This is a genomic window from Streptomyces sp. NPDC048434 (assembly GCF_043200375.1).
GTDB lineage: Bacteria > Actinomycetota > Actinomycetes > Streptomycetales > Streptomycetaceae > Streptomyces.
Genome location: NZ_JBICXQ010000003.1, coordinates 338,084 through 360,258, shown reverse-complemented (window position 1 = coordinate 360,258; position 22,175 = coordinate 338,084). Strand labels below are relative to the sequence as shown.

Annotated in this window: 17 protein-coding genes; 4 read left to right on the top strand and 13 right to left on the bottom strand. The window is 69.2% G+C overall.

Annotated features, from left to right (window positions below):
• Positions 1 to 10: 10 nt before the first annotated feature.
• The 3 genes from ACGFWI_RS05745 to ACGFWI_RS05735 all read right to left on the bottom strand — a co-directional run bounded on the left by ACGFWI_RS05745 (position 11) and on the right by ACGFWI_RS05735 (position 3,054).
• On the bottom strand, positions 11 to 1,591 hold the full coding sequence (locus ACGFWI_RS05745) for an alpha/beta hydrolase (protein ID WP_393904641.1): 1,581 nt from the start codon (positions 1,589 to 1,591) through the stop codon (positions 11 to 13).
• 496 nt (positions 1,592 to 2,087) lie between these two features.
• On the bottom strand, positions 2,088 to 2,351 hold the full coding sequence (locus tag ACGFWI_RS05740; RefSeq protein ID WP_393904640.1) for a hypothetical protein: 264 nt from the start codon (positions 2,349 to 2,351) through the stop codon (positions 2,088 to 2,090).
• A 232-nt stretch (positions 2,352 to 2,583) separates the two neighbouring features.
• A complete protein-coding gene (locus ACGFWI_RS05735; RefSeq protein WP_393904639.1) occupies positions 2,584 to 3,054 on the bottom strand; it encodes a dihydrofolate reductase family protein in 471 nt (156 codons plus the stop codon).
• 781 nt (positions 3,055 to 3,835) lie between these two features.
• Here ACGFWI_RS05735 and ACGFWI_RS05730 point away from each other — a divergent pair.
• A complete protein-coding gene (locus ACGFWI_RS05730; protein ID WP_393904663.1) occupies positions 3,836 to 5,512 on the top strand; it encodes an FAD-dependent oxidoreductase in 1,677 nt (558 codons plus the stop codon).
• Positions 5,509 to 6,966, top strand: a complete 1,458-nt coding sequence (locus tag ACGFWI_RS05725; protein ID WP_393904638.1) for an ATP-binding protein — start codon at positions 5,509 to 5,511, stop codon at positions 6,964 to 6,966. Before ACGFWI_RS05730 ends, ACGFWI_RS05725 begins: the two co-directional genes overlap by 4 nt.
• Positions 6,967 to 7,054: 88 nt before the next feature.
• On the opposite strand, the gene ACGFWI_RS05720 is transcribed toward ACGFWI_RS05725, so the two are convergent.
• Complete coding sequence (locus ACGFWI_RS05720) at positions 7,055 to 7,471, bottom strand: hypothetical protein (RefSeq protein ID WP_393904637.1); 417 nt, start codon at positions 7,469 to 7,471, stop codon at positions 7,055 to 7,057.
• A gap of 110 nt (positions 7,472 to 7,581) precedes the next feature.
• Positions 7,582 to 8,271 carry a M24 family metallopeptidase gene (locus ACGFWI_RS05715; RefSeq protein ID WP_393904636.1) on the bottom strand — a complete coding sequence of 230 codons (690 nt, stop codon included), beginning with the start codon at positions 8,269 to 8,271 and terminating at the stop codon, positions 7,582 to 7,584.
• A gap of 614 nt (positions 8,272 to 8,885) precedes the next feature.
• Between ACGFWI_RS05715 and ACGFWI_RS05710 the strand changes: the two genes are divergently transcribed.
• Both ACGFWI_RS05710 and ACGFWI_RS05705 read left to right on the top strand, forming a co-directional pair.
• Complete coding sequence (locus ACGFWI_RS05710) at positions 8,886 to 9,569, top strand: hypothetical protein (protein ID WP_393904635.1); 684 nt, start codon at positions 8,886 to 8,888, stop codon at positions 9,567 to 9,569.
• Between the two features lie 147 nt (positions 9,570 to 9,716).
• On the top strand, positions 9,717 to 10,142 hold the full coding sequence (locus ACGFWI_RS05705; RefSeq protein WP_393904634.1) for a pyridoxamine 5'-phosphate oxidase family protein: 426 nt from the start codon (positions 9,717 to 9,719) through the stop codon (positions 10,140 to 10,142).
• 207 nt (positions 10,143 to 10,349) lie between these two features.
• Here the strand turns inward: ACGFWI_RS05705 and ACGFWI_RS05700 are convergent, their stop codons facing one another.
• The 8 genes from ACGFWI_RS05700 to ACGFWI_RS05665 form a co-directional block, all read right to left on the bottom strand.
• Positions 10,350 to 11,930, bottom strand: coding sequence for an alpha/beta hydrolase (locus ACGFWI_RS05700; RefSeq protein ID WP_393904633.1), 1,581 nt, complete (start codon positions 11,928 to 11,930; stop codon positions 10,350 to 10,352).
• A gap of 636 nt (positions 11,931 to 12,566) precedes the next feature.
• Positions 12,567 to 15,941 (bottom strand): pyruvate carboxylase, encoded by a 3,375-nt coding sequence (locus ACGFWI_RS05695; protein ID WP_393904632.1) that lies wholly within the window; start codon positions 15,939 to 15,941, stop codon positions 12,567 to 12,569.
• Between the two features lie 563 nt (positions 15,942 to 16,504).
• A complete protein-coding gene (locus ACGFWI_RS05690) occupies positions 16,505 to 17,872 on the bottom strand; it encodes an ATP-binding protein (protein WP_393904631.1) in 1,368 nt (455 codons plus the stop codon).
• Positions 17,869 to 18,540: a response regulator transcription factor gene (locus ACGFWI_RS05685; RefSeq protein ID WP_393904630.1), complete on the bottom strand. Its 672-nt coding sequence runs from the start codon at positions 18,538 to 18,540 to the stop codon at positions 17,869 to 17,871. Before ACGFWI_RS05685 ends, ACGFWI_RS05690 begins: the two co-directional genes overlap by 4 nt.
• A gap of 512 nt (positions 18,541 to 19,052) precedes the next feature.
• Complete coding sequence (locus ACGFWI_RS05680) at positions 19,053 to 19,949, bottom strand: M56 family metallopeptidase (RefSeq protein WP_393904629.1); 897 nt, start codon at positions 19,947 to 19,949, stop codon at positions 19,053 to 19,055.
• Positions 19,946 to 20,329: a BlaI/MecI/CopY family transcriptional regulator gene (locus ACGFWI_RS05675; protein ID WP_393904628.1), complete on the bottom strand. Its 384-nt coding sequence runs from the start codon at positions 20,327 to 20,329 to the stop codon at positions 19,946 to 19,948. Before ACGFWI_RS05675 ends, ACGFWI_RS05680 begins: the two co-directional genes overlap by 4 nt.
• Positions 20,330 to 20,358: 29 nt before the next feature.
• Positions 20,359 to 21,540 (bottom strand): glycosyltransferase family 4 protein, encoded by a 1,182-nt coding sequence (locus ACGFWI_RS05670; protein WP_393904627.1) that lies wholly within the window; start codon positions 21,538 to 21,540, stop codon positions 20,359 to 20,361.
• The gene (locus ACGFWI_RS05665) at positions 21,537 to 21,974 is read right to left on the bottom strand and encodes a hypothetical protein (RefSeq protein ID WP_393904626.1); all 438 of its coding nucleotides are present in this window, start codon (positions 21,972 to 21,974) and stop codon (positions 21,537 to 21,539) included. The genes ACGFWI_RS05670 and ACGFWI_RS05665 overlap by 4 nt, the downstream gene beginning before the upstream one ends.
• Positions 21,975 to 22,175 lie beyond the last annotated feature (201 nt).

The window sequence follows — 22,175 nt, the reverse complement described above, 5'->3', positions numbered from 1 at the left end:
CCGGAACGGGTCAGAAGCGGCCGGGCATCCCGGGGATGCCCGGAGACGCGGGAAGCGGCAGTTTGCCGACGCTGCTGCGCTCACGTCCGGGCGCGGGTGCCTTGCAGGTCACGTCCTTCGCGGGGAGCTTGCCCGTGGTCAGGTACGCGGTGGCCGTCTTATCGGCGCACGACTTGGAACCGTAGATCCCGTGTCCGACGCCCCCCGCGACCGTGACCATCCTCGAGCCCTTCATGACCCGGTGCATACCGAGGCCACTGGAGAGAGGCGTCTGGGGGTCCCACTCGTTCTGCAGGGTGAGCGCCCCGACCTTGTTGTCGATCGTGGTGGCGGGTTCGCTGCCGTTCTTCTTCCAGAACGCGCACGGCTTGATGTGGGACGCGAAGTCGCCGTACAGGGGGTACTTGGCCTTGTCCCGGATCGCATCGCGGCGGTACTGCTCGGGGTCGCGCGGCCAGGCGCGGGTGTCGGAGCAGAGGACTGCCCAGAAGGCGGCGCTGGCGTTGTCCGAGGGCACGGCACGGCCGAATGCCGGCGGTGCGGGTCGCTCGGGCGTCCCGGTGCCAGGGGTGGAGGACAGGCCCTTGCCGTCGGCGGCCTTCTTCAGCTCCACGATTTCCTCCGCGGCCTCGCGCACACTGAAGAACATGGCGCGGCCCGCACGGATGTCGTCGCCGCTCATGGAGGTGCCGTTGAGCTCGATCGGCTTCCGGTTGGCCCGGGCGACCAGAGCCCAGAACGTCTTGCGGACCTTGTCCGGGGTGTTGCCCAGCTTGTAGGTCGCGTTCCGCTGAGCGGTCCACTCGCTCCACCTCGTGAACGCGGGCTCGCTGCCCTCCGCCCAGACCTGAATCATGCCCCGCCAGATCCGTGCGGGGTCGACGGCGCTGTCCAGTACGATCCGGTCGCTGCGCTGGGGGAACATCTGCGTGTAGACGGCTCCGAGATAGGTGCCGTACGAGTACCCGAGGTAGGAGATCTTCTTCTCGCCCAGCACGGCCCGGATCACGTCCATGTCACGGGCGGTGTTGCGGGTGGTGATGTGGCGCAGCTTGTCGCCCTGCTTGGCGTCACACTTCTCGGCGACGGTCCGGGCCCACTTGACGTCCTTGGCGAACAACGCGGCCTTGTAGGGACGCTGCCAGTTCTCCTCCTTGGCGGTCAGACCGCAGCTGAGGGGGGAGCTCTTGCCGACACCCCTCGGATCGAAGCCGATGAGGTCGTACTTTCTCTTCACGGACTTGGGGAGCTCGGACGACAACGCCTGCGGCATATCGAGGCCCGGGCCCCCCGGTCCCCCGGGATTGAGCACCAGGACACCGCGGCGTTCGGCGGGGCTGCTCGTCCTGCTCCGCGATATCGCGAGGTCGATCTTCTTGCCGCCTGGACGGCTGTAGTCCAACGGGACCTTGATGGTGGCGCACTGAAAGGAGGCAGGGGTTGCGCTGCTGCAGCGGTGCCATGCCGGCCTCTGCTTGAGGTCCTGCGGTAGGGGCTTCTCAGCCGCGGAGGCGGTCACCGGAGCAAGTGCCGGAACCAGTGCCGCGACGGCACTCGCCGCCAGGACAGGGGCTATTCGTCTGCTTCGCACGTGGGGATGGCCCTTCGGGTCAGTACGTGTGGGACGCACTCACCCTTGCGCACACGGCAGTTGGGAAGAATCCCTCGGTAGGACACAGTGTGTCCAACTGAGGGTGGACGGACTACTGGGGCATATGGTCCTGGAGTCGTACACGGTGCGCCGATCTCCCACGACATCTTATTCGAGCGCACCCACCGACATCTCGGCACGCGTCACTGCGGCGCATGCCCCGTGCGTGAGGCAAGACAACGTGGCGTCGGTTCGTCGTTCTTCGACGCCGGTTCGGCGTCCTTCGCGGCCGTCCTGACGCTCGATCAGTTCACCGAGGCCGGTGAGGCCGCGCAGCCGTGCGGACAGTCAAGGGCATCAAGCCCCGGTCATCCGCGGCCGGCGCGACGCCCACCTCGCACGAAATGGGCGGCCGGCGCGAGCGCCTCCGCCTGGGCGATCTCGCTCACGGAGGTCCCGCGCCGGTCCGCCCGGTTTCTGCGGCACGACCCCGCGATCAGGGAGAAGTGACCGTGGCGGTCAGCCCGTAGTCCAGCTCTGAACCATCGACGAGCACTGCCTCGACCGTGCGCGTACTGGGGTCGATGTCGGCCACGATCCCGTGCCCGGCGTAGCGGGGGTAGCCCGAGGCGCCCGTCTCGCCCGTCGCCTCGACGACCGCCGATCGCACGGCTGAGTCCTCCACGGAGGCACCGCCTCTGTCCTCAACATGTTCGGGGACCAACAAGATCGTGAAGCGCTGCTGCGGCTGTGTAGTCACACTCCGATATTTAAGTGCCTGTGCCACCAGCCGTGGGACAGGCGCACGGTAGGTGGTGGCAAAGCGGCTCTTCGCCCGCATGCTAGGCGTCTCCCTGGACGAAATCGGCGTCCCGTCCGGTCGAGCCGGACCCCGCGACGAGCATGCTCGGGGTCGAGGCGGCCCAGGTGGGTCGGATGTCGTGTGCCATCGAACGTTGACCCTTGCCATCACAGCTTGAGTGATCGTGCCATCAGCTGGTCGTGACCGGGCGGTACCGCAGGTTCACCGCCGCTGAGTGATCGTCACCGTTGAGTAGCTCAAGCCGGACGGGGCCGCTCCCGGGGTTGTCGAACAGTCGGACTCCATCGCCGAGCAGAACCGGCACGATGTGCAGGTCGACCTCGTCGATCAGCCCGCGCTCAAGGAGTTGTCGGCCGATCGTGGGCGAGAAGACCTCAAGGTTCTTGCCGCCGGCGGCTTCCAGCCCGATCCGAACCGCCTCGGCTACGTCGCAGCTCAGGAACGTCACGCCGTCGGCGGGCTGCGCGTCCTCAGGATGGTGCGTCAGGACGAAGAGCGGGCCCTCCCACGCGCCGCCGTAGATGTTGCCGGCATCGGGGTAGGCATCCCAGCCGTCCCGACCGCCCAGCACGGCGCCGGTCGTCTCGGCGTACTCCTCGATAAGGCCGGACCGGAACGAGAAACCCGTCATCCAGTCCATCGCGTGGTCCGGCCCTGCCACGAATCCGTCCAACGACATCGTGAAGTGCCAGAGCACCTTTCCCCCGGCGGTCTGTCGTTCCGTGTCCGCCGGCGACGGGGGCAACGCGGTGCTCCGGGGGGTCCCTGCGGCGTCCATGAACTTCCTCTCCGTCGGTCTTCCTCGTACTCATTGCCCCGGCTCCGCCCCGAAACTCATCACCGGGCCCCGGGGAACGACCGGGCCATCGCGGTCTCGCTCACCGTGCCCCGGGCTTCGCACCCAGGTGGGAACAGCGTTCGTCGGTGAGGTCGGGAGGACGTTGGTGATCAACCGGCTCGTGGATGTCGAGGAGAAGTGACGCCACCGCCCGCAGCAGGTGGACTGTCGGCCACCTGTCCGTCACAGCCCGTTCCGATCTCCCTTCTTGTGATCCTTCATGCGTTTTGCCTGGTCAGGGGTAGCGCTGCCGTCCGGCTCACCGACCGTCCGTGCATGGGGACCGCGCCGGACCGCGACTGCCGAAGACTCGGTTGCCGCGCCGCTGGAACCGTTCGCCGGGCGGGCACGTCGCCGACCGGGCCGGTGACGCGGCGATGTGGATGCAGCAGCACGGCGATCACCGTCATGGCGCCGCGCGGCGGGAGCGACCCCGGCAGCCATCGGCAAGGAGCCATACTCCTGATCTTGCGTAGCAAAGGGTGATATTCACCCATAGGATGGGCATCGCTGGCGCACTGGCGTGCCAGACAGGCACGTGAAGTCGGTGCGGAAGGGCGATCGACCCGGGGACGGGATGTCTATGGATCAGGCCGCCAGTCCGGCGCGGACCGTCATCCTGACTGTGGACGACGACCCGGGCGTATCACGTGCTGTCGCCCGCGATCTGCGGCGACACTACGGAGAGTCGTATCGGATCGTGCGCGCGGAGTCCGGCGAGTCCGCCCTTGCCGCCCTGCGCGAGCTGAAGCTGCGCGGCGGCCCCGTCGCGGTGATCGTGGCCGACTACCGGATGCCGAAGATGAACGGCATCGAGTTCCTCGAGCAGGCTCTCGACATCTACCCCGGCGCCCGACGGGTGCTGCTGACCGCGTACGCGGACACCAGCGCGGCCATCGACGCGATCAATGTCGTCGACCTCGACCACTACCTCCTCAAGCCGTGGGAGCCGCCCGAGGAGAAGCTCTATCCCGTCCTCGACGATCTGCTGCAGGCCTGGCGGGCCACCGACCGTCAGCCGGTGGGCATCACCAAGGTCGTCGGACACCGCTGGTCGGCGCGGTCGTCGGCGGTACGGGAGTTCCTGGCCCGCAACCAGGTGCCGTACCGCTGGTACTCGTCCGACGAGCCGGAAGGCCGGCGGCTGCTGTGCGCCGCGGGCCAGGAGGGCCTGCGGCTCCCGCTGGTGATCACTCCGGACGGCACGGCTCTCATCGAGCCCGAGGACCGGGAGCTCGCCGCGCGGGTCGGCCTCGCGACGAACCCGGCAACCGACTTCTACGACCTCGTCGTCATCGGGGGCGGACCAGCCGGTTTGGGTGCGGCGGTGTACGGAGCCTCCGAGGGCTTGCGGACGGTCCTCGTGGAACGCTCCGCGACCGGAGGCCAGGCGGGTCAGAGCTCGCGCATCGAGAACTATCTCGGCTTTCCGGACGGAGTGTCCGGGGCGCAGCTCACCGACCGGGCCCGGCGTCAGGCGGCGAAGTTCGGTGCCGAGATACTGACCGCGCGCGAGGTCACCGGGCTGGAGATCAATGGTGCGTCGCGCGTCGTCCGGTTCTCGGACGGCTCCGCTGTCGCCGCGCACTCCGTGATTCTCGCGACCGGCGTGTCGTACCGGCAACTGGATGCGCCCCACGTCACCGAGTTGACCGGCTGCGGGGTGTTCTACGGCTCGGCCCTGACCGAAGCGGCCGCGTGCCAAGGCCATGACGTCTACATCGTCGGCGGCGCGAACTCCGCCGGCCAGGCCGCGATATACCTGGCCCGGAGCGCCAAGTCGGTCACCGTACTGGTGCGTAAACCGTCCTTGTCCACTTCGATGTCGCACTACCTCATCCAGCAGGTCGACGAGACGGCCACGATCTCCGTGCGCACCAACACGGTCGTCGACGCCGCCCACGGCTCGCGTCAACTGGAACAGATCACCCTGCGCGACACGGCGACCGGCCACACCGAACTCGTCGACACCCAGTGGATGTTCGTCTTCATCGGCGCGGCTCCGTTGACCGACTGGCTGGAGGGCACGGTGCTCCGGGACTCCCGCGGGTTCATCCTGACCGGCCCCGATCTGACCGCGGACGGGCGCCCGCCGGCCGACTGGGAGTTGGACCGGCCGCCCTACCACTTGGAAACAAACGTCCCGGGCGTGTTCGTGGCCGGAGACGCCCGCGCCGAGTCCGCCAAGCGTGTCGCTTCCGCCGTAGGAGAGGGAGCCATGGCGGTCATGCTCGCCCATCGATATCTGGAGCAGTCATGAGCAGCCGGCCGATGCCATGCAGTCAGGAGGAACTCGGCTCGCTGTTCCTGTTCGAGAAGCTGGCCCCCGACCAGATCGGCCTGCTCTGCCGCGAGGGCCGTGTGGAGGAGTTCGAACCCGGGCCCGTGTACGGGGAGGGCGAAGACGCCACATGCTTCTACGTGCTGCTCGAAGGGACCGTCGTTCTCTCCCGCCGGATCGGGGACTACGACGTGGAGATCACCCGGAGCTCCAGCCGCGGGGTGTACGCGGGTGCCTTCCAGGCCTACCTGGGTGACCGCCTGCGGCAGGTGTACAACAGCTCCTTGCGTGTCACCGAGCCCTCACGCTTTTTCCTGCTGCCCGCGGAGACCTTCGCCGCGATCATGCGCGAGTGGTTTCCCATGGCCGTGCACCTGCTGGAAGGCCTCTTTTTCGGCGCGAAGAGCACCCAGGAGGCCGTCGGCCAGCGAGAACGGCTCCTGGCTCTCGGGTCGCTGTCCGCAGGGCTGACCCATGAGCTGAACAACCCCGCCACCGCGGCCGTGCGAGCAACGTCCGCGCTCCGCGAGCGTGTTGCCGGGATGCGGCACAAGCTCGGCGTCATCGCGGCACGTCCGTACCAGCGCGACAGCCTGGAGACGCTCATCGAGGTCCAAGAACGCACGGCCGAACGCGTCGCCAAGGCCACCACCCTCAGCCCGCTGGAAGCCTCGGACCGGGAGGACACCATCTCCGACTGGCTGGACGACCACGGCATCGGGGACGGATGGCAGCTCGCGCCGACCTTCGTACAGGCCGGCCTCGACACCGACTGGCTGGACCAGATCGCCGCAGCCGTGGACGAGGACACCCTCGAAGGTGCCATGCGGTGGCTCAACTACACCGTCGAGACCGAACTGTTGATGAACGAGATCGAGGACTCGACCACCCGCGTCTCGGCCCTCGTCACCGCGGCCAAGCAGTACTCGCAAATCGACCGAGCGCCCTACCAGGTCGCAAACGTGCATGAACTGCTGGACAGCACACTGCTGATGGTCTCCGCGAAGATCGGCCCCCACATCACCGTCGTCAAGGACTACGACCGCAGCCTGCCGAAGATCCCGGCCTACCCCAGCGAGCTCAACCAGGTCTGGACGAATCTGATCGACAACGCCGTCTCGGCGATGGACAGCACAGGCGCCGACGGCACGTTGACAGTACGAACCGCACGCGAGGGAGACCATCTGCTCGTCGAGTTCTGCGACACCGGTCCCGGAGTACCCGCGGAGATCCGCGACCGCGTCTTCGACCCGTTCTTCACCACCAAACCGATGGGTGAGGGCACGGGTCTCGGCTTGGACATCTCATGGCGCATCATCGTCAACAAACACAAGGGGGACCTGCGGTTCCACTCCGTCCCCGGCGACACCCGCTTCCAGGTACGCCTCCCGCTGGCCTCCGCCGACCCCCATCCCCCAGATGAGCCGTCATAAGTTCCCCGTACGGAATCGCCCCCCGGCCCCTCGACCCCACCGCACAAAGTCGACCACCGACCGACCACCCCTCACCCTGCCGGAAGGATCAGCGGCACCGGTTCCCCCGGCCGCCACTCGGACGGTACGGCGGCGAGCGCGTCGGCGAGGGCCGCGCCGTGCAGGAAGCGGATCCGTGACCGCCGACGGCACGGGCGGTGACGCCGTCCCAGACCACCGGGACCAGGCGTGTACGCCCCGGGGCGCTGCGGACGTCGCCGACCAGCGGGATGCGCGGCAGGGCAGGCAGCGGACGTCCAGTGAGGCCGGCCAGGAGCGGGGCGAGCAGGGTGTGGGCGGCGGTCAGAGCCGCGTACGGGTTGCCGGGCAGGCCCACGATCCAGCGGTCGTCGGGGAGTTGGGCGAGCAGTTGTGGATGCCCCGGGCGGACGGCGACCGCGTCCACCACCCACCGGGCGCCGTGCTCGGTCCGTGCGTCGCTGACAGGGCCAGGGAACTGCGGCATGACACTGCCTGCCGGCCCACCTCGCGAGTGCCGTCTGAGGTGGCGCGCGCGGCGGCGCTCGGGTGGCCTGCACTGCTGCGTCGCCGCTGCCCGACCTAGCAGATGGTGCGTCAGCCGAGGTCCAGCAGTTGCTCGTAGAAACCGCCGATTTCCCGTTCTGTGTCGATGAGGTGGATCTCCAGGATCCAGTGGCAACGCCGGCCGGACTTGTCAGTGCGGCGCAGCGGGGTGTCGTTGCCCGGGGCGATGTAGGACTCGATGTCGGCGCCGTCGATCGTCTCGTGGGGGAATTCGCCGACCAGATGGCCCGCGTGCCACCCGCCCAGGGTCCAGCCGGCTTCGACGGCGAGGTGTTCGACCTCGGCGTACAGCTGCTTGCCGGTGATGTCCGGGTCTGCCTCGAAGGCTTGGCGTCCTGCCGCGAAGACCTGCGGAAGGGTGTCCCGGAGGCGGTGTTTGGCGGGGTCGTCGCCCAGGACGTAGGTGCGGCCGAAGTCGGCTTCGTACTCCTCGAAAATCGGGCCGAAGTCGGCGAAGGCGATGTCGTCGGTGCCGATGGTGCGGTTCGGCGGGTTCTCCCGGTACGGCTGGAGGGTGTTGGGGCCGGAGCGGATGATCCGTTTGTGCCAGTGGCGGGTGGTGCCGAACATGTCGTTCGCCAGGTCGCGGATGCGGTCGCTGACTGCACGTTCACTCTCGCCGGAGGCCACCAGGCCGCGGGCCGCGATCTCATGGAACAGTGCCTCGGCCTTGGCCTGGGCTTCCAGCAGCCGCTCGGCGCGTACGGGTTCATTCGTCATACGACAAAATCTAAGGCTCCTGTGTCGAGGACGGCGAAGCGGATTGCCACGGGTCGGCCTCAGGTATTGAGGGGGCCGGTGTAGGCGACGGGCCGGGCCAGTGCGGTGCGCAGCGCGGGGATGTCGAGGTCGGGTTCGTGGCTGAGCACGATCAGGCATGCGCTGTCGGGGCGGGCAGTGACAAGTTCGTGGGCGTCGTCCTGCGCGCTGTGGGTGACGGTGGCCCGCCGGCCCAGTACTGCGCGCCACCCGGTACCGCTATTACCGGCGGGTGATCGAATGCCGCGACGGCCTGGTGCTGCGGTGGAAAGGCCGCCTTCTCACGGTAATGTCGCGCTCCCCGTTTGCGGGTGCCGTTCTGCCCGTGCCAAAACTACGTGGTCGTCGGTGTAAGGCTCGTGGGTGTGGCGGCAGTTGGTGAGAACGACCACGAAGTTTGCCGTCTTTCCTTGTCTGCCTGGGAGCTGTTGCTGCTCTATTACGGCATGCCAAACCGGCGTGCATCCCATTGTGCCGCCGGTGAGGCGCACGCGGCGCTCCGCCGCGTTTCGTCGAGAGGGAGTAGGGGTTACTTCGTGACCGCAAAGATAGGTACCGGAAGAAGAGTCGGGGCGATGTTCGTCGTCCTCGTGATGTCCGTGCTGGCCCTCATCGGGACGGGCGGAAGTGCGTCGGCCACGCCCCGCCCGGCGAGCGCCGGCGGAAATGACAAAGACTGCGCGAATCTGCCGAACGCCACCGGCCCGGCGATGCACTTCTCAAACGCAAGTGAACAAAGCGTGCATGTCCTCATCGCGCCGAACGTCGACTGGACGATTGCGGATTTGGTCACCGACGTCAGCCTGATGGCCGTGGGCATCGGGGAAATCAAGGGCGTGGTGAATGCGGGGAAGCTGCCCGCGCAGATCGCGACCGTCAAGGACATCTACGAATTCTTGTCGATCAGCGGAAAGCTGCTGTCGGGGACCGTTTCTGCCGGCGGCCGCTCGGCCGAAGCGCTCACCGAGGCCAATCAGCTGGTGACGAACTTCAAGAAGATGTCGGTGGAGGTACCGGCCGGCGGCTGCCGCCGCGTCAGTGACACTTCCGTGCTGGACTACCTCAACGCCAGCGGTCTGGCCGGCCTCGCCGGAGCGTCGACCAAGTCGCTCATCGCGATGACCGACGACGGCAAGCATGTCGCCAAGTTCAATGCCGGGCCGGACACTTCATGGATCGCGCAGAAGGACGCCGTCGTGCAGGCGAAGTACGGCACGCTGATCCAGCCGGATGACAAGGGATACCGGCAGGACTGGTAGGACCAAGCCCGCCGTAGCGCCGTCGGAACGTATGTCCCGGCGGCGCCATGGCGGTCCGCAGGCGCCCACTGTTCGCCGGCTCGTCCGGCCTCGACATTCCCTGTTTCTGCCTTTCTGTGAGCTGTCGGTCGGGTTACGGTCGGGCACATGACACTATCGATGCGAGAACGAGAGCAGTTTCTGGCGGAACCTCACATCGGTGCGCTGTCGGTAGTCGAGCGGCCAGACCGCGCACCGCTGACAGTGCCCATCTGGTATCACTACACGCCCGGAGGCGAACTGTGGGTGCGTACCGGACCTGATTCTCGGAAAGCGCGAGCAATTCGCTCTGCGGGGCGCTTCAGTCTGATGGTGCAGCGGACCGAGCCGACAGTGCGTTACGTGTCGGTGGAGGGACCGGTCACCAGGACGGAATCAGACAGCCCCGAGCGATCCTGGGAGATGGCCGCACGGTACCTCCCACAGGACAACGTCGCCGACTTCGTCGAGTACGACCGCACCCAGCTCGGTGAGCACATCGCCATTTACCTGCAGCCGGAACACTGGTTGTCCGCCGACCTGGGGTCCTCCTGATCGCGATGACACCCGGGCCCAGGTCGCCCTGCCGGAACCGGCACCGGATCCCGCGGGTCGTGCGGATCCGGGCGACCGGGCCCGCGGATCAGCCCGGACAGCTCGGCGATCCGCTTGAACTCCTGGGGCTGTAGCTGGACTCGCTCACCTGGGCTGACGTCAGCGACCCGCTACCGCTTTCGGCAGAACTTCGCAGGCCTGCAGGTGTCAGCGCGGGCAGTTGGCAGTCTTGCCCGGCAGCTTTCCCCCGACCAGATATCTGTCGACGGCACGGTCGGTGCACGTGGACGGATGCTCCGAGCCGTACGCCCCGTGCCCCTCGCCCTTGCGTACGAGCAGCGAGCTGTGACCCAACTGCCGGTGCACCGCCTGCGCGTTCTCCAGCGGAGTGTGCGCATCGTCGGTGTACGACACCAGCAGCACCGGCGCCGCCCCGGATGCCTTGATCGGCTCGGCCCCACCGGTGGTGGCGATCGGCCAGGTCGCGCAGTCGATCATCTGCCAGGCGTAGGAGCGCCCGAAGAGCGGCGACTGCTTGGCGAACGCGTCGGCGGTGTCGAGCATCTCCTTCGGGGACTTCGGCGCGGACGGGGAGTCCAGGCACAGCACCGCCGGCATGCTCATGGACTCGTTCTCCTCGGTCCGTTCCTCCTGCGGCGTCGGGTTCTCGCCACCGCTCCCGCCGGCCGTCCCGGCATCGAAGCGGTCGAAGGCGGCCCCGTCCCCGTTCATGGCGGCTACCAGCGCCTTGGTCAGTGGCTTCCAGTTCTCTTTGGCCGTCACGGCCGTGTCCAGATACGTGGACAGGGTGGCGTCGGTGAATTTCTCACCGCCGGCGCCTCGCAGTGGCTTCTGTGCCAGCTTCTTGGCGAACGTGGTGAGCCTCCGCAGAATCTCCTCGGCCGTGGCTCCCAGACGGTCGTCCCGGCGCGCGACGAGGTCCTGGGCGTATCGACGCATCGCGTCATCGGACGTCTTGACGTCGCGGCGGGCGACCTGCTGCATGTCGGCGGCGGGGTTGACGACACCGTCGAGCACCATCCGGCCCACCTTGTCGGGAAACAGCTTCATGTACTGCTGGCCGATGAAGGTGCCGTAGGAGAAGCCGGTGTAGTTCAACTTGGCGTCGCCCAGGACCGTACGCAGCACATCCAGGTCGCGCGCGACGCTCACACTGTCCATGTGCGCGAGAACCGCGCCGCTCGCCCGCTGGCAAGCCTTGGCACGCTTGGTCGCGTCGGCGAACGCCTTCTTGGCCTCCGCTTCGGTACGCGGCGGATTCTCGGGCTCCTGCGCCACGCCGTCGGGGCACTTGATCTGCCCGGACCCTGCTATGCCTCGAGGGTCGAAGCCGACCAGGTCGTAGCGGGCCCGAGCCTGTTTGCCGGCCTGCCAGTTTCCGTCGACCACGTCGGCCGCACCGCCCGCGCCGGGCCCGCCGGGGTTGAAGAGCAGTGACCCCAGCCGATGACTGTGGTCCTTGGCCTGCACCCGCGACACACGCAGTTTGACGGTCTTCCCGTCCGGGGCGGCGTAGTCCACAGGCACCTTCACCCAGCCGCACTCCGCGCCGGGCACGGCCTTGGGGGCGACGTCCGCACCACAGGCCGTCCACTGGACCTTCTGCTGCGTGAAGCGCGCGGGCAGCACCGGGACGGATGCGTTCCTGCCCTTGGCGTCGTCGGGCTGGGACGCGCCGGCGCCGCTGACGCCGCAGACCGTCACCACCAACGTGGTGGTGGCCAGGACACCGGTGGTCAAGGCCATGGACTTGCGGGGTTTGGACATCGCCGTTCTCGCTCTCTCGCTACTCCGCCGGGAAGCATGCGCACAGGCGCCGCCATCCCGCAGTAGGCCCCGTCACAATCGGGCATGAGACATACGCAGCGTCGGCGGGCGAACACGCATCGAAGTCATGCGGGGGACGCCACGGTCGGCGAAGAGCGAGACCGCTTTGCTTCCGTGGCCGGCCGCGCGGCCACGGAAGGGTGGGACGGCATCCTGCAGCGGCAAGGAGCTGGGTGACAATGGTGTGATTTGCCGCGGACCAGTGACACGGTGAGTGTCGTGTTGCACTCACCGGGTGATCCGGTGGTGCTTCGAGCCGGCCCGCCCTCTGGCGCCGCCCGTCTGCAGGCGCAGATCACCGCCGGCTCCCCGCCCGGCGGGGCGGCCCGGCTGCCACCACAGGCGAGGCCTGCCGTAGTGCCGTGTGCCGGATACCCCGCCGCCGCAGTTATGGACGGCGGGGCCCGTCACGGTATGTCTCGCGCCCAGGCGGCGAGCCATGACCTGGCGAGTCCGGCGGGACGCCGACGCTCATCGGCCGCTCTTCGGTGTCGGCCGGCCGCCTATCTCCGTGCGCCGGAATCCCTTACGGAAGCGCGTCAGCTCGGCTGAGCGACCGCCGCGGCGAGACGCGATTCACGCGATGTCGACGAGGAGATCGCCTCCCTCCACCTGTTGGATCTGGTTGATGGCCAGCCTCGCCACCCGCCCGGTCTTCGGGGCGGTGATCGCGGCTTCCATCTTCATCGCCTCGATGGTGGCCACTGTGGTGCCGGCCTCCACCTCGTCGCCCTCCGCCACCGCGAGCGTCACCACTCCGGCGAACGGCGCGGCGACATGGCCGGGGTTGCCCCGGTCGGCCTTCTCCGTCACCGGTACGTCGGCGGCCGCTGCGGTGTCGCGAACCTGGATCGGCCGCAGCTGGCCGTTCAGGGTGGACACCACGGTGCGCATACCGCGTTCGTCGGCCTCGCCGACGGCCTCCAGCTCGATCAGGAGCCGTACGCCCGGCTCGAGGTCGACGGCGTACTCCGTCCCGGAACGCAGCCCGTAGAAGAAGTCCTTGCTGTCCAGCACGCTGGTATCGCCGTAGGCCTGGCGGTGTGTCTCGAAGTCGCGCGCCGGCCCGGGGAACAGCAGCCGGTTGAGCGTCGCGCGCCGGTCCTTCTCCAGTCCCGTCTGGTCCTCCGCGGTCAGTTCCTGCACGGGCCTGGGTTCGGCGCGGCCTTCCAGTGCCTTGGCGCGGAACGGCTCGGGCCACCCGCCGGGCGGGTTGCCCAACTCGCCGCGCAGGAAACCGATGACGGAATCGGGGATGTCGAACTCGTTCGGCGTCGCCTCGAAGTCCTCCGGCTTCACCCCGGCGCCCACCAGGTGCAGAGCCAGGTCCCCGACCACCTTGGACGACGGGGTCACCTTCACCAGACGGCCGAGAATCCGGTCGGCGGCGGCGTACATCGCCTCGATCTCCTCGAAGCGGTCCCCCAGGCCGAGCGCGACTGCCTGCGTACGCAGGTTGGAAAGTTGCCCGCCGGGGATTTCGTGGTGGTACACGCGGCCGGTCGGCGAGGCCAGGCCCGCCTCGAAGGGCGCATAGATCCTGCGGACGCTCTCCCAGTACGGTTCCAGGTCCCCGATCGCCTTCAGATCCAGCCCGGTGGGCCGTGCGGAGTGGTCGGTCGCGGCCACGATCGCCGACAGCGAAGGCTGCGAGGTGGTGCCGGCCATGGACGCCACCGCACCGTCCACCGCGTCCGCGCCGGCCCGGATCGCGGCGAGGTAGGTGGCCAGCTGGCCGCCCGCGGTGTCATGGGTGTGCAGGTGCACCGGCAGGTCGAACTCGCGGCGCAGCGCTGATACGAGCGTCTCCGCGGCAGGCGCCCGGAGCAGCCCTGCCATGTCCTTGATGGCCAGGACATGAGCGCCGGCCTCCACGATCTGCTCGGCCAGGCGGAGGTAGTAGTCCAGGGTGTACAGCCGCTCCGACGGGTCGGACAGGTCCGAGGTGTAGCACAGGGCGACCTCGGCGACGGCCTTTCCGGTCTCCCGTACGGCGTCGATGGCGGGCCGCATCTGCCCGACGTCGTTGAGCGCGTCGAAGATCCGGAAGATGTCGATACCGGTGGCCGTGGCCTCCTGCACGAAGGCGTCGGTCATCTCGGTCGGGTACGGCGTGTAGCCCACGGTGTTGCGGCCGCGCAGCAGCATCTGCAGGCAGATGTTCGGTACGGCTTCACGGAGTGCGGCCAGGCGCTCCCAGGGGTCCTCGGCGAGGAAGCGGAGCGCGACGTCGTAGGTGGCGCCGCCCCAGCACTCCAGTGACAGCAGTTGCGGCACCGTCCGTGCCACCAGCGGGGCCACGGCGAGCATGTCCCTGGTACGGACCCGGGTGGCGAGCAGTGACTGGTGGGCGTCCCGGAAAGTGGTGTCGGTGACTCCGATGACCGGTGACTCACGCAGCCACCGGGCGAACCGTTCCGGGCCGAGCTCGGCAAGCCGCTGCCGGGAGCCGGCGGGCGGTTCGATGGCGGGCAGGGGTGGCAGTTTGGTGCTCGGGTCGATCAGTTCGGGCCGTGCGCCGTGCGGCTTGTTCACCGTCACGTCCGCGAGGTAGGTGAGCAGCTTCGTGCCGCGGTCGGCGGAGTGGCGCGAGGTGAGCAGGTGCGGGCGCTCTTCGATGAACGACGTGGTGACCCGCCCGGCCCGGAAGTCCGGGTCGTCGAGCACGGCTTGCAGGAACGGGATGTTCGTGGCGACACCGCGGATGCGGAACTCGGCCACCGCACGCCGGGCCCGGCCGACGGCGGTGCTGAAGTCCCGTCCCCGGCAGGTGAGTTTGACCAGCATCGAATCGAAGTGCGCGCTGATCTCCGTACCGGCGTGCGTGGTGCCGCCGTCCAGCCGGATCCCCGAGCCGCCCGGCGACCGGTAGGCGCTGATCCTGCCGGTGTCCGGGCGGAAGCCGTTGGCGGGGTCCTCGGTGGTGATACGGCACTGCAGCGCGGCGCCGTGCAGGACGACCGTGTCCTGCGTGAGGCCGAGATCGGGCAGCGTCTCACCTGCGGCGATACGCAGCTGCGCCTGCACGAGGTCGACGTCGGTGACCTCTTCGGTCACCGTGTGCTCGACCTGGATGCGCGGGTTCATCTCGATGAAGACGTGGTTGCCGTCGCGGTCGAGGAGGAACTCCACGGTGCCCGCGTTGCGGTAGCCGATCTGCCGGGCGAACGTCACGGCGTCGGCGCAGATCCGCTCGCGCAGCGCCGGGTCGAGATTCGGCGCGGGCGCGAGTTCGATCACCTTCTGGTGCCGGCGTTGAAGCGAGCAGTCGCGCTCGAAGAGGTGGATGACATTGCCGTGCCCGTCGGCGAGGATCTGCACCTCGATGTGGCGGGGGTCGACGACGGCTTTCTCCAGGAAGACGGTGGGGTCGCCGAACGCGGACGCGGCCTCGCGGGCCGCCGCCTCGATGGACTCGCGCAGCATGTCGGGGTCCTCGACGCGCCGCATACCGCGCCCTCCGCCGCCGGCGACCGCCTTGACGAACACGGGAAAGCCGATGTCCTCGGCGGCACGTACCAGTTCGTCCACGTCGGTGGAGGGCTGCGAGGAACCGAGCACCGGTACGCCGGCCGCGCGCGCGGCGGCCACCGCGCGGGCCTTGTTCCCGGTCAGTTCGAGCGTGTCCGTGCCCGGCCCGACGAACGTGATGCCCGCCTCCTCGCACGCACGCGCCAGCTCGGGGTTCTCGGACAGGAACCCATAGCCCGGGTACACCGCGTCCGCTCCCGCCCTGCGCGCGGCACGGATGATCTCCTCCACGGAGAGGTAGGCACGCACCGGGTGTCCCGGCTCGCCGATCTCATGTGCCTCGTCGGCCTTCAGCCGGTGCAGTGAATTGCGGTCCTCGTGCGGGAAGACGGCAGCGGTTTTCGCGCCCAGCTCGTAGCTGGCACGGAAAGCGCGAATCGCGATCTCACCGCGATTGGCGACCAGTACCTTGCGGAACATTCTCGATCCCTTCAGCCTGCCGTAGCGGACACCATGGTGTCCGCTACGGGCAGATCAGACGCCGGACCCGTAGTGACTTGTTACCTGACCAGGCGCCATGTATCTCAGCAATGGGTCAGCATGCACCCTGCCAGAGGTGTGGAAGGACGCCGACACCTACCCACCGGTATCGCGCTCCGACCCCCTCTGAACTGCAGAAACACCGGTCAGCCCACCAAGACTGCAGGTGTGGTGAAAACCGGTGCCGGCGGAAGCCGAAGGGGCGCCACGCCCAGCACCTGACCGGGTTGCCGCGCCCCTGCACGTTCAGCTGTGGCCAGTGCACGTTCAGCTGTGGCCGGCCCTCGTGTCCTGCACACCGACCCCAGCATTCAGGTAGCCGACGCCAAGGTCCGGACCATTCACGGACCACGCTCCGTCGACGTCAGTCACAGCCGCCATTTCAGCAGGTCAGCAGGTCAGCAGGTCAGCAGCAGCAACAACAGGTCAGCAGCAAGATGAGCGCGGTACCACCCGCAGACAGAAAACCTGCCCGCGGCGCCACGCGGTGCGAGCCGGAGCGGTCAGCCCGCGGGAAGAGTAACGGTGAAGCGTGCCCCGGGCCCGCCGCCCGCCAGGGTGATGTCGCCGCCGGCCGCGCGGGCCAGACGCCGGGCAAGCGCCAGGCCGAGCCCCGCGCCGTCGTGTCCGTCCTCGGGCCGCGCACGACGGCCGGGCTCGAAGAGCGAGGCGACGAACTCCTCGGGCACACCGGGCCCGTCGTCGCTGACCTCCACCGTGACCGCACCGGCCTCCGCGGTGCAGGCGAGGGTGACCGAGTGCTCGGCATACCGGAGGGCGTTGTCCAGCAGCGGCATCAAAATCCGCTCGGCGACGGCGGGCGAGACACCGATGTCCACCGCCTCACCGACCACGCCGACCGTGGGGGCACCGGGGTGTGCGATGGCGATGCGCTCGGCCAACTGGCGCGCCAGGTCGGGGAAACGGCAGCGCCCGGGGGTCTGGGAGCTGCGCGTCCGGACCTCGGAGAGCAGGGTGTCGCAGATCTGCTGCATGGTGGCGGCGGCGCCCGCGATGGCTTCGTGGGAGGCCGCCTGTTCGTCCGCATCGCGCGGACGGCGGGTCAGCCACTCGGCTTCCGCGGTGATCCGCGCCAACGGCGTCCGCAGCTCGTGGGACAGCTCGGCGGCCTGCTGCTGCTCATGTCGCAACACGGCGGCGAGCCGGTCCAGCAGGGCATCGAGACTGGTAGCGAAGGAAGCGAGCTCGTCGGGGCGGCCGACGGCGCCGAAGCGTTCCGGGGCTCCCGCCGCACTCCACCGCGCGGCCTGGTCACTCATGGCGGCGACGGGCCGCAGAGCCCGGCGCACCACGAGCCGGGTCAGCAGATAGATGGTGCCCAGCAGCAGCGCCGCCAGCGCGATCGACCCGGCCAGGGCGGCCTCCGCTGTACTGCGATACGGGTCGAGGATCACGGACGAGACCACGGTGCCCGTCTGCCGGCGGCCGTCGGGGGCCTTGACCGGGAAGGCATAGAGCCGGGTCGCACCGGGCCCGCCGGTCTCGGCAAACGCCTCGCCGTGGCCCGCCAGCAGAGCCGCCTGCCGTTGCAGACCGGCAGGCACGCCGGGCGGCTTCTCGATCGCGCGGTTGCCCTGGAAGATCCACACGCCGGTGTCCAATGCCTGGTCCTGCGCGGGCTCGTGGACGAGCAGCCGCCCGTCGGGCCGTGCCTCCACGGTGGCCGCCACCGCCTCCGCCCGGGTACGGAGCACGTCGTCGGCCTGCTCGTGCAGCCGCTTGTCGAGGGCCAGGTTGAACACCGTCGTCAGCACGGCGACCCACAGCGCGCTGGTGGCCAGCGCCATCAGCGCCAGCCGGCCGCGCAGGGTGCGTGGGGCGGGGAAGCGTTTCACGGGATTGCGTTTCATGAGAAGCGGTAGCCGACGCCGCGTGCGGTGCTGATGCCGTGCGGGCTGTCCGCCTCGCGCAGCTTGCGCCGCAGCCGTGCCAGGTACTGGTCCAGGGTGTTGTCACTGACCTGCGCCCCCTCCGGCCAGCCCGCCCGCACCAGCGCCTTGCGGCGTACCACGGCTCCCGGGTCCGCCATGAGACAGGCCAGCAGCCGGAACTCCGTAGGGGTCAGCGGGACCGCCTCGCCGTGCACCGTCAGCTCGTGCCGAACGGGGTCCAGACGCAGCGCGCCCGCACTGTCGGCGAGCGCGTTGCCGCCGCCTCCGCGGCGCAGGACCGCCCGGATCCGGGCCGCCAGTTCACTCAGATGGAACGGCTTGGGGAGGTAGTCATCGCCGCCCGAGGCGAACCCGGCGAGCCGGTCGGTGAGATTGCCGCGGGCGGTCAGAAAGATCACCGGGGCCGTGATGCCCGCACCGCGCATCGCCTGGCAGACATCCCGTCCGTCGGAATCCGGCAGCCCGATGTCGAGTACCACCGCGTCCACCGCCGCGTCGACGCGGCGCAGCGCCGCGGCACCGTCAGTGGCGGTCACGACGTCGAAGTCCTCCTCGCGCAGGCCGCGCGCGAGGACATCGCGCAGGCCGTGGTCGTCCTCGACGATCAGAATGCGGGCAGCGGTCACCTCGCCAGTATTACCCCGGCCCGCCCCGCCCCCGTGAACGAGGACGAGGGCATCGGTGGACGCGTTCAGGTTCCGTTCAGGTCCGGCTCGGTCCCGCGCGGCGGGGAGCTGAGGGAGGGGCGCAGAACCCGGGCCCGCTCAACGGACCCGCGGTCGCGTGATCGGTGGCAGGCGTCATGGCCATCGTGGACGCCCCGATGATTGGCAGCCGGCTCATCGCCACACCGCGCGTGCACGGCCGTAACGAGCGCGGACAAGGCATGACGCATGGGGACACTCGACGAGAGGTCACGAGAGGTCATGAGTCAGCCGGAATACCGCCTCTCCCCCGCAGCCCGAAGAGCTTCGGCCAATGCCCGAGTCGTACCGGGTGAGTGAGTACCGCCGCGCGGTCTCCGCCCTGCGCCAACAGGTCGTGCATACCGGCTGCGGCGTGCCCGGCCTCGTCGCGCACCGGGGATAGAGGTAGCCGCGCCCGGCGCGCTCGCGGGTCACCAGACCCTTATCGGGCCCTAAGGCGTGAGGGCGCTCCCCAGGAAGTGGAGGAAGTCGCTGGTCGCGTCGGCGGCTCCGACGGCGGGGAGGATCGCCGAGGCGAGTACCGCGACGGCCAGCAGCCGGGCGCGGGGAAGGGGTGCGGCCTGGAGGGCCGCGACGCGTCGGGTGACGGCCAGTTGGGAGAGGTGCAGCGCGGAGGAGAGACGGCTGCGGTGGGAGAGCAGCGCGGCGCGGGCGACCGCCCGGGCCGTGGTCTCGCGTCCGGCGCCGGTCTCGGCCGCGTCCTCGTCGGCCCACCTCTCCAGCAGGAAGGTGACCGTTTCCCGCAGGGGTACGAGCACCGGGACCACGGCCGCGGCGAGGTCGGCGACCAGCCGGAGCCGGTCGTGCCGGTGCCGCAGATGGGCGCGCTCGTGGGCGAGCAGGACCCGGCGCTCGTGCGCGTCCAGGCCCGCGAGCATGGCGGAAGTGACCACGATCCGGCCGTCCGTGCCGGGCAGCGCGAACGCCTGGGGGGTGCTGGAGGTGATGACGATGAGCTCACTGTCCGCGGGATGCGTCTCGCGCAGTCGCTTCAGGTTCCGCAGGGTGGCGCGATGGGTCCGTAGGACCCGGTGGGCTCGGTACATGCCCCATACGAGCAGGGCGATGGCCAGGACGGCGATGACCTCGGGGACGGGCTCGGGGATGTGCAGGCGGTCCTCCTGCGCCTCGGCTATCACCGGCGGCGCGTCGTCCAGGAGCGTGCCGCCCAGCAGCATCAGCGCCCACACCGAGGCCGCTGCCGTCACCCCACCGGTGATGACCAGGGCCCGTGCCGCGTAGGCGGGGGCGAGCACCCGGCCCACCCCCGGAGCCGCCACGGCCAGCAGCACCGCGAGGACCAGGGGCACGTACACATCGACCCTCATGTGTCGCTGCCCCCGCCGAGAAGTTCCCGCAGCGCCCGTTCCTCCGCCGGGCTGAGTCCGGTCACGAACTGCTGGAGCGCGGCGATGGGGTCGGGGCCGCGGTCCAGGGCCTGATGCATCACCTCGGCCGTCAGCTGCGCCGCGTTCTTGGCCGGACGGTACGCCCCGCGCCGGCCGTCGGCACCGCGCACGACCAGGCCCTTGTCGCACAGGCGCTTGAGGATGGTGTGCACCGTGTTGTAGGCGAGTCCGCCGATGTCCGTCTGGACCTCGGTGGGGGTCATCGGCCGCTCGGACGCCCACAGCGCGGCGAGGACCTCGCTCTCCAGCTCACCAGAGCTGCGGCGTTCGCCTTCGCCACGGGAATTACCGGGAACCATGACCCCCACCTTACGGCGTGTAGGGGCGCTCAGGCGACGAGCAGTTCGGAACCGTGCTTGGCATCGAGCAGCTCGGCGAAGAGCCGCTCCCATCGCGGCCGGAGAAGGTCCATGTCGTAGCGGCGGGCGGAGACGGCGGCCCGTTCGCCCAACTTGTCGCGCAGCGGCTCGTCCTCGATCACCCGGGTCATGGCGGCAGCGAGGCCGCCGGTGTCGTCCGGGGCGACGAGCAGGCCGTCCTCGCCGTCGGTGATGATCTCCCTCGGACCCTGCGGGCAGTCATAGCTGATCACCGGCACGCCATGGCTCATCGCCTCGGCGAGGACCATTCCGAAGCCTTCGTGCCGGGAGCTCAGAACGAACAGCGAGGCCTTGGCGAGTTCCTCGTCCAGATGTGTTGTGGCGCCCATCAAGTAGACGTGGTTGTACAGGTGGCGGGCGTGGATGAGGTCGCGCAGCCGCTGCTTCTCCGGCCCCGAGCCGAAGATCCGCAGCTGCCAGTCGGGGTGCTCGCGGGCGACCTCGTCGAAGGCAGTGATCATCTGGTCGAACCCCTTGGACCTGACCAGCCGCCCGGCCGCGACCACCACCGGCCGACGCAGGGTCGAACGCTGGGCCGTGGCGGCGTGGAGCGGGTTGGGTATGCGCGCAATCCGCACATCGGACACGGTCAGCGCCGAACGGTAGGCGCGCTCATCGGCATCGGTGAGCACCGTGACCGCGTCCAGCTGCGGGTAGGACTCCCGGATGGCGTCGGCGAGCTCGGGCTTGTGGTGCGCGAAGTGCAGATGTTCCTGCCCCACCCTCGCCACGCCCTCCGGCGCATACCGCGCGATCAGCAGATTCAAGGCCGGCCGGGTCCCGACGACTATCCCGTCCTCCAGTGACTGGAGATAGCGCACGATGCGGCGGTCCGTGAGCCGGTTGAACCGGTGGTAGCGCACTTCCGCCTTCGGCACCAGGCGACTTGGCCCCCGCATGGCCAGTGACTCCCAGCGCCGGCGCCAGGTGGGCGCGGCAGCGGAGACGTCGAGCAGCGGGCGCAGGTGCACGCGGCGGTCGAGGGCGAAGACCGGAGTCTCCCGCCGGCGCCACACGCTGACGACTTCCACCTCGTGGCCGGCGGCGACCAGGGCGTTCGCCTGACTGATCACCGTCCGTACGGTGCCGCCGACGGTGTAGGCGTTGAGCAGCAGGAAGCGGATCTTCATGGTGCCTCCCGACGGCAGACGACCGACAGGTTGTCCTTCACCGTGTAGTACGGCTCGATCCACATGCCCGCCACCGCCTGGGCCGGGTAGGTGAAGATCTTCTTCTTCCCCACGATGTCGTCCAGGTGGCGCCCCAGCCGCAGCATCTCGGCCCGGCCGGGAAGCTTCAGATACAGGTCCCAGGTCTGCTCGGCTCCGGAGCAGGCTGCGGCCAGCTCGTCGAGGCCGATGGACGCCCCGAACCGGCCGCCCGCACCAGCGGTCGACAGACGCAGTTCGCTGCCTGTGGATTCCCGGGAGCGGACGACCAGCGTCCCGTCTTCCCGCGAGCCCCCGCCTGCCACCATTCCGCGGATGAGGATCTGGCCGTCGCGCGGCCAGACTTCCTCCACTTCCGCCTGCGCGGGTATGAAGACGGCATTCGCCCCGTCCACCAAAAGCACCTCCCACAATCCGCCCTACAGCCCGTAGGGTCCCTAAACCCTACATGTTGTAGTGCAAGAAGGGGGGAGAGGTCGATCACTTCCGGTGGGAGAGCGGGAAGGCCGGGACGGGGCACCGAGAGGACGGGCGTGCGGGGGCGGGCCGATGTGGGGAGGAGTGCTCCGCCGGCCGTGAAGTGACCCATGGCGCCG

Excerpts from the sequence above, each read along its gene's own strand:
- ACGFWI_RS05710 (WP_393904635.1), top strand. The coding sequence starts at position 8,886 with ATGTTCGTCGTCCTCGTGATGTCCGTGCTGGCCCTCATCGGGACGGGC.
- ACGFWI_RS05705 (WP_393904634.1), top strand. The coding sequence starts at position 9,717 with ATGACACTATCGATGCGAGAACGAGAGCAGTTTCTGGCGGAACCTCAC.
- ACGFWI_RS05725 (WP_393904638.1), top strand. The coding sequence starts at position 5,509 with ATGAGCAGCCGGCCGATGCCATGCAGTCAGGAGGAACTCGGCTCGCTG.
- ACGFWI_RS05670 (WP_393904627.1), bottom strand. The coding sequence starts at position 21,540 with ATGAAGATCCGCTTCCTGCTGCTCAACGCCTACACCGTCGGCGGCACC.
- ACGFWI_RS05680 (WP_393904629.1), bottom strand. The coding sequence starts at position 19,949 with ATGAGGGTCGATGTGTACGTGCCCCTGGTCCTCGCGGTGCTGCTGGCC.
- ACGFWI_RS05700 (WP_393904633.1), bottom strand. The coding sequence starts at position 11,930 with ATGTCCAAACCCCGCAAGTCCATGGCCTTGACCACCGGTGTCCTGGCC.
- ACGFWI_RS05715 (WP_393904636.1), bottom strand. The coding sequence starts at position 8,271 with ATGACGAATGAACCCGTACGCGCCGAGCGGCTGCTGGAAGCCCAGGCC.
- ACGFWI_RS05690 (WP_393904631.1), bottom strand. The coding sequence starts at position 17,872 with ATGAAACGCAATCCCGTGAAACGCTTCCCCGCCCCACGCACCCTGCGC.
- ACGFWI_RS05730 (WP_393904663.1), top strand. The coding sequence starts at position 3,836 with ATGGATCAGGCCGCCAGTCCGGCGCGGACCGTCATCCTGACTGTGGAC.
- ACGFWI_RS05720 (WP_393904637.1), bottom strand. The coding sequence starts at position 7,471 with ATGCCGCAGTTCCCTGGCCCTGTCAGCGACGCACGGACCGAGCACGGC.
- ACGFWI_RS05735 (WP_393904639.1), bottom strand. The coding sequence starts at position 3,054 with ATGGACTGGATGACGGGTTTCTCGTTCCGGTCCGGCCTTATCGAGGAG.
- ACGFWI_RS05695 (WP_393904632.1), bottom strand. The coding sequence starts at position 15,941 with ATGTTCCGCAAGGTACTGGTCGCCAATCGCGGTGAGATCGCGATTCGC.
- ACGFWI_RS05675 (WP_393904628.1), bottom strand. The coding sequence starts at position 20,329 with ATGGTTCCCGGTAATTCCCGTGGCGAAGGCGAACGCCGCAGCTCTGGT.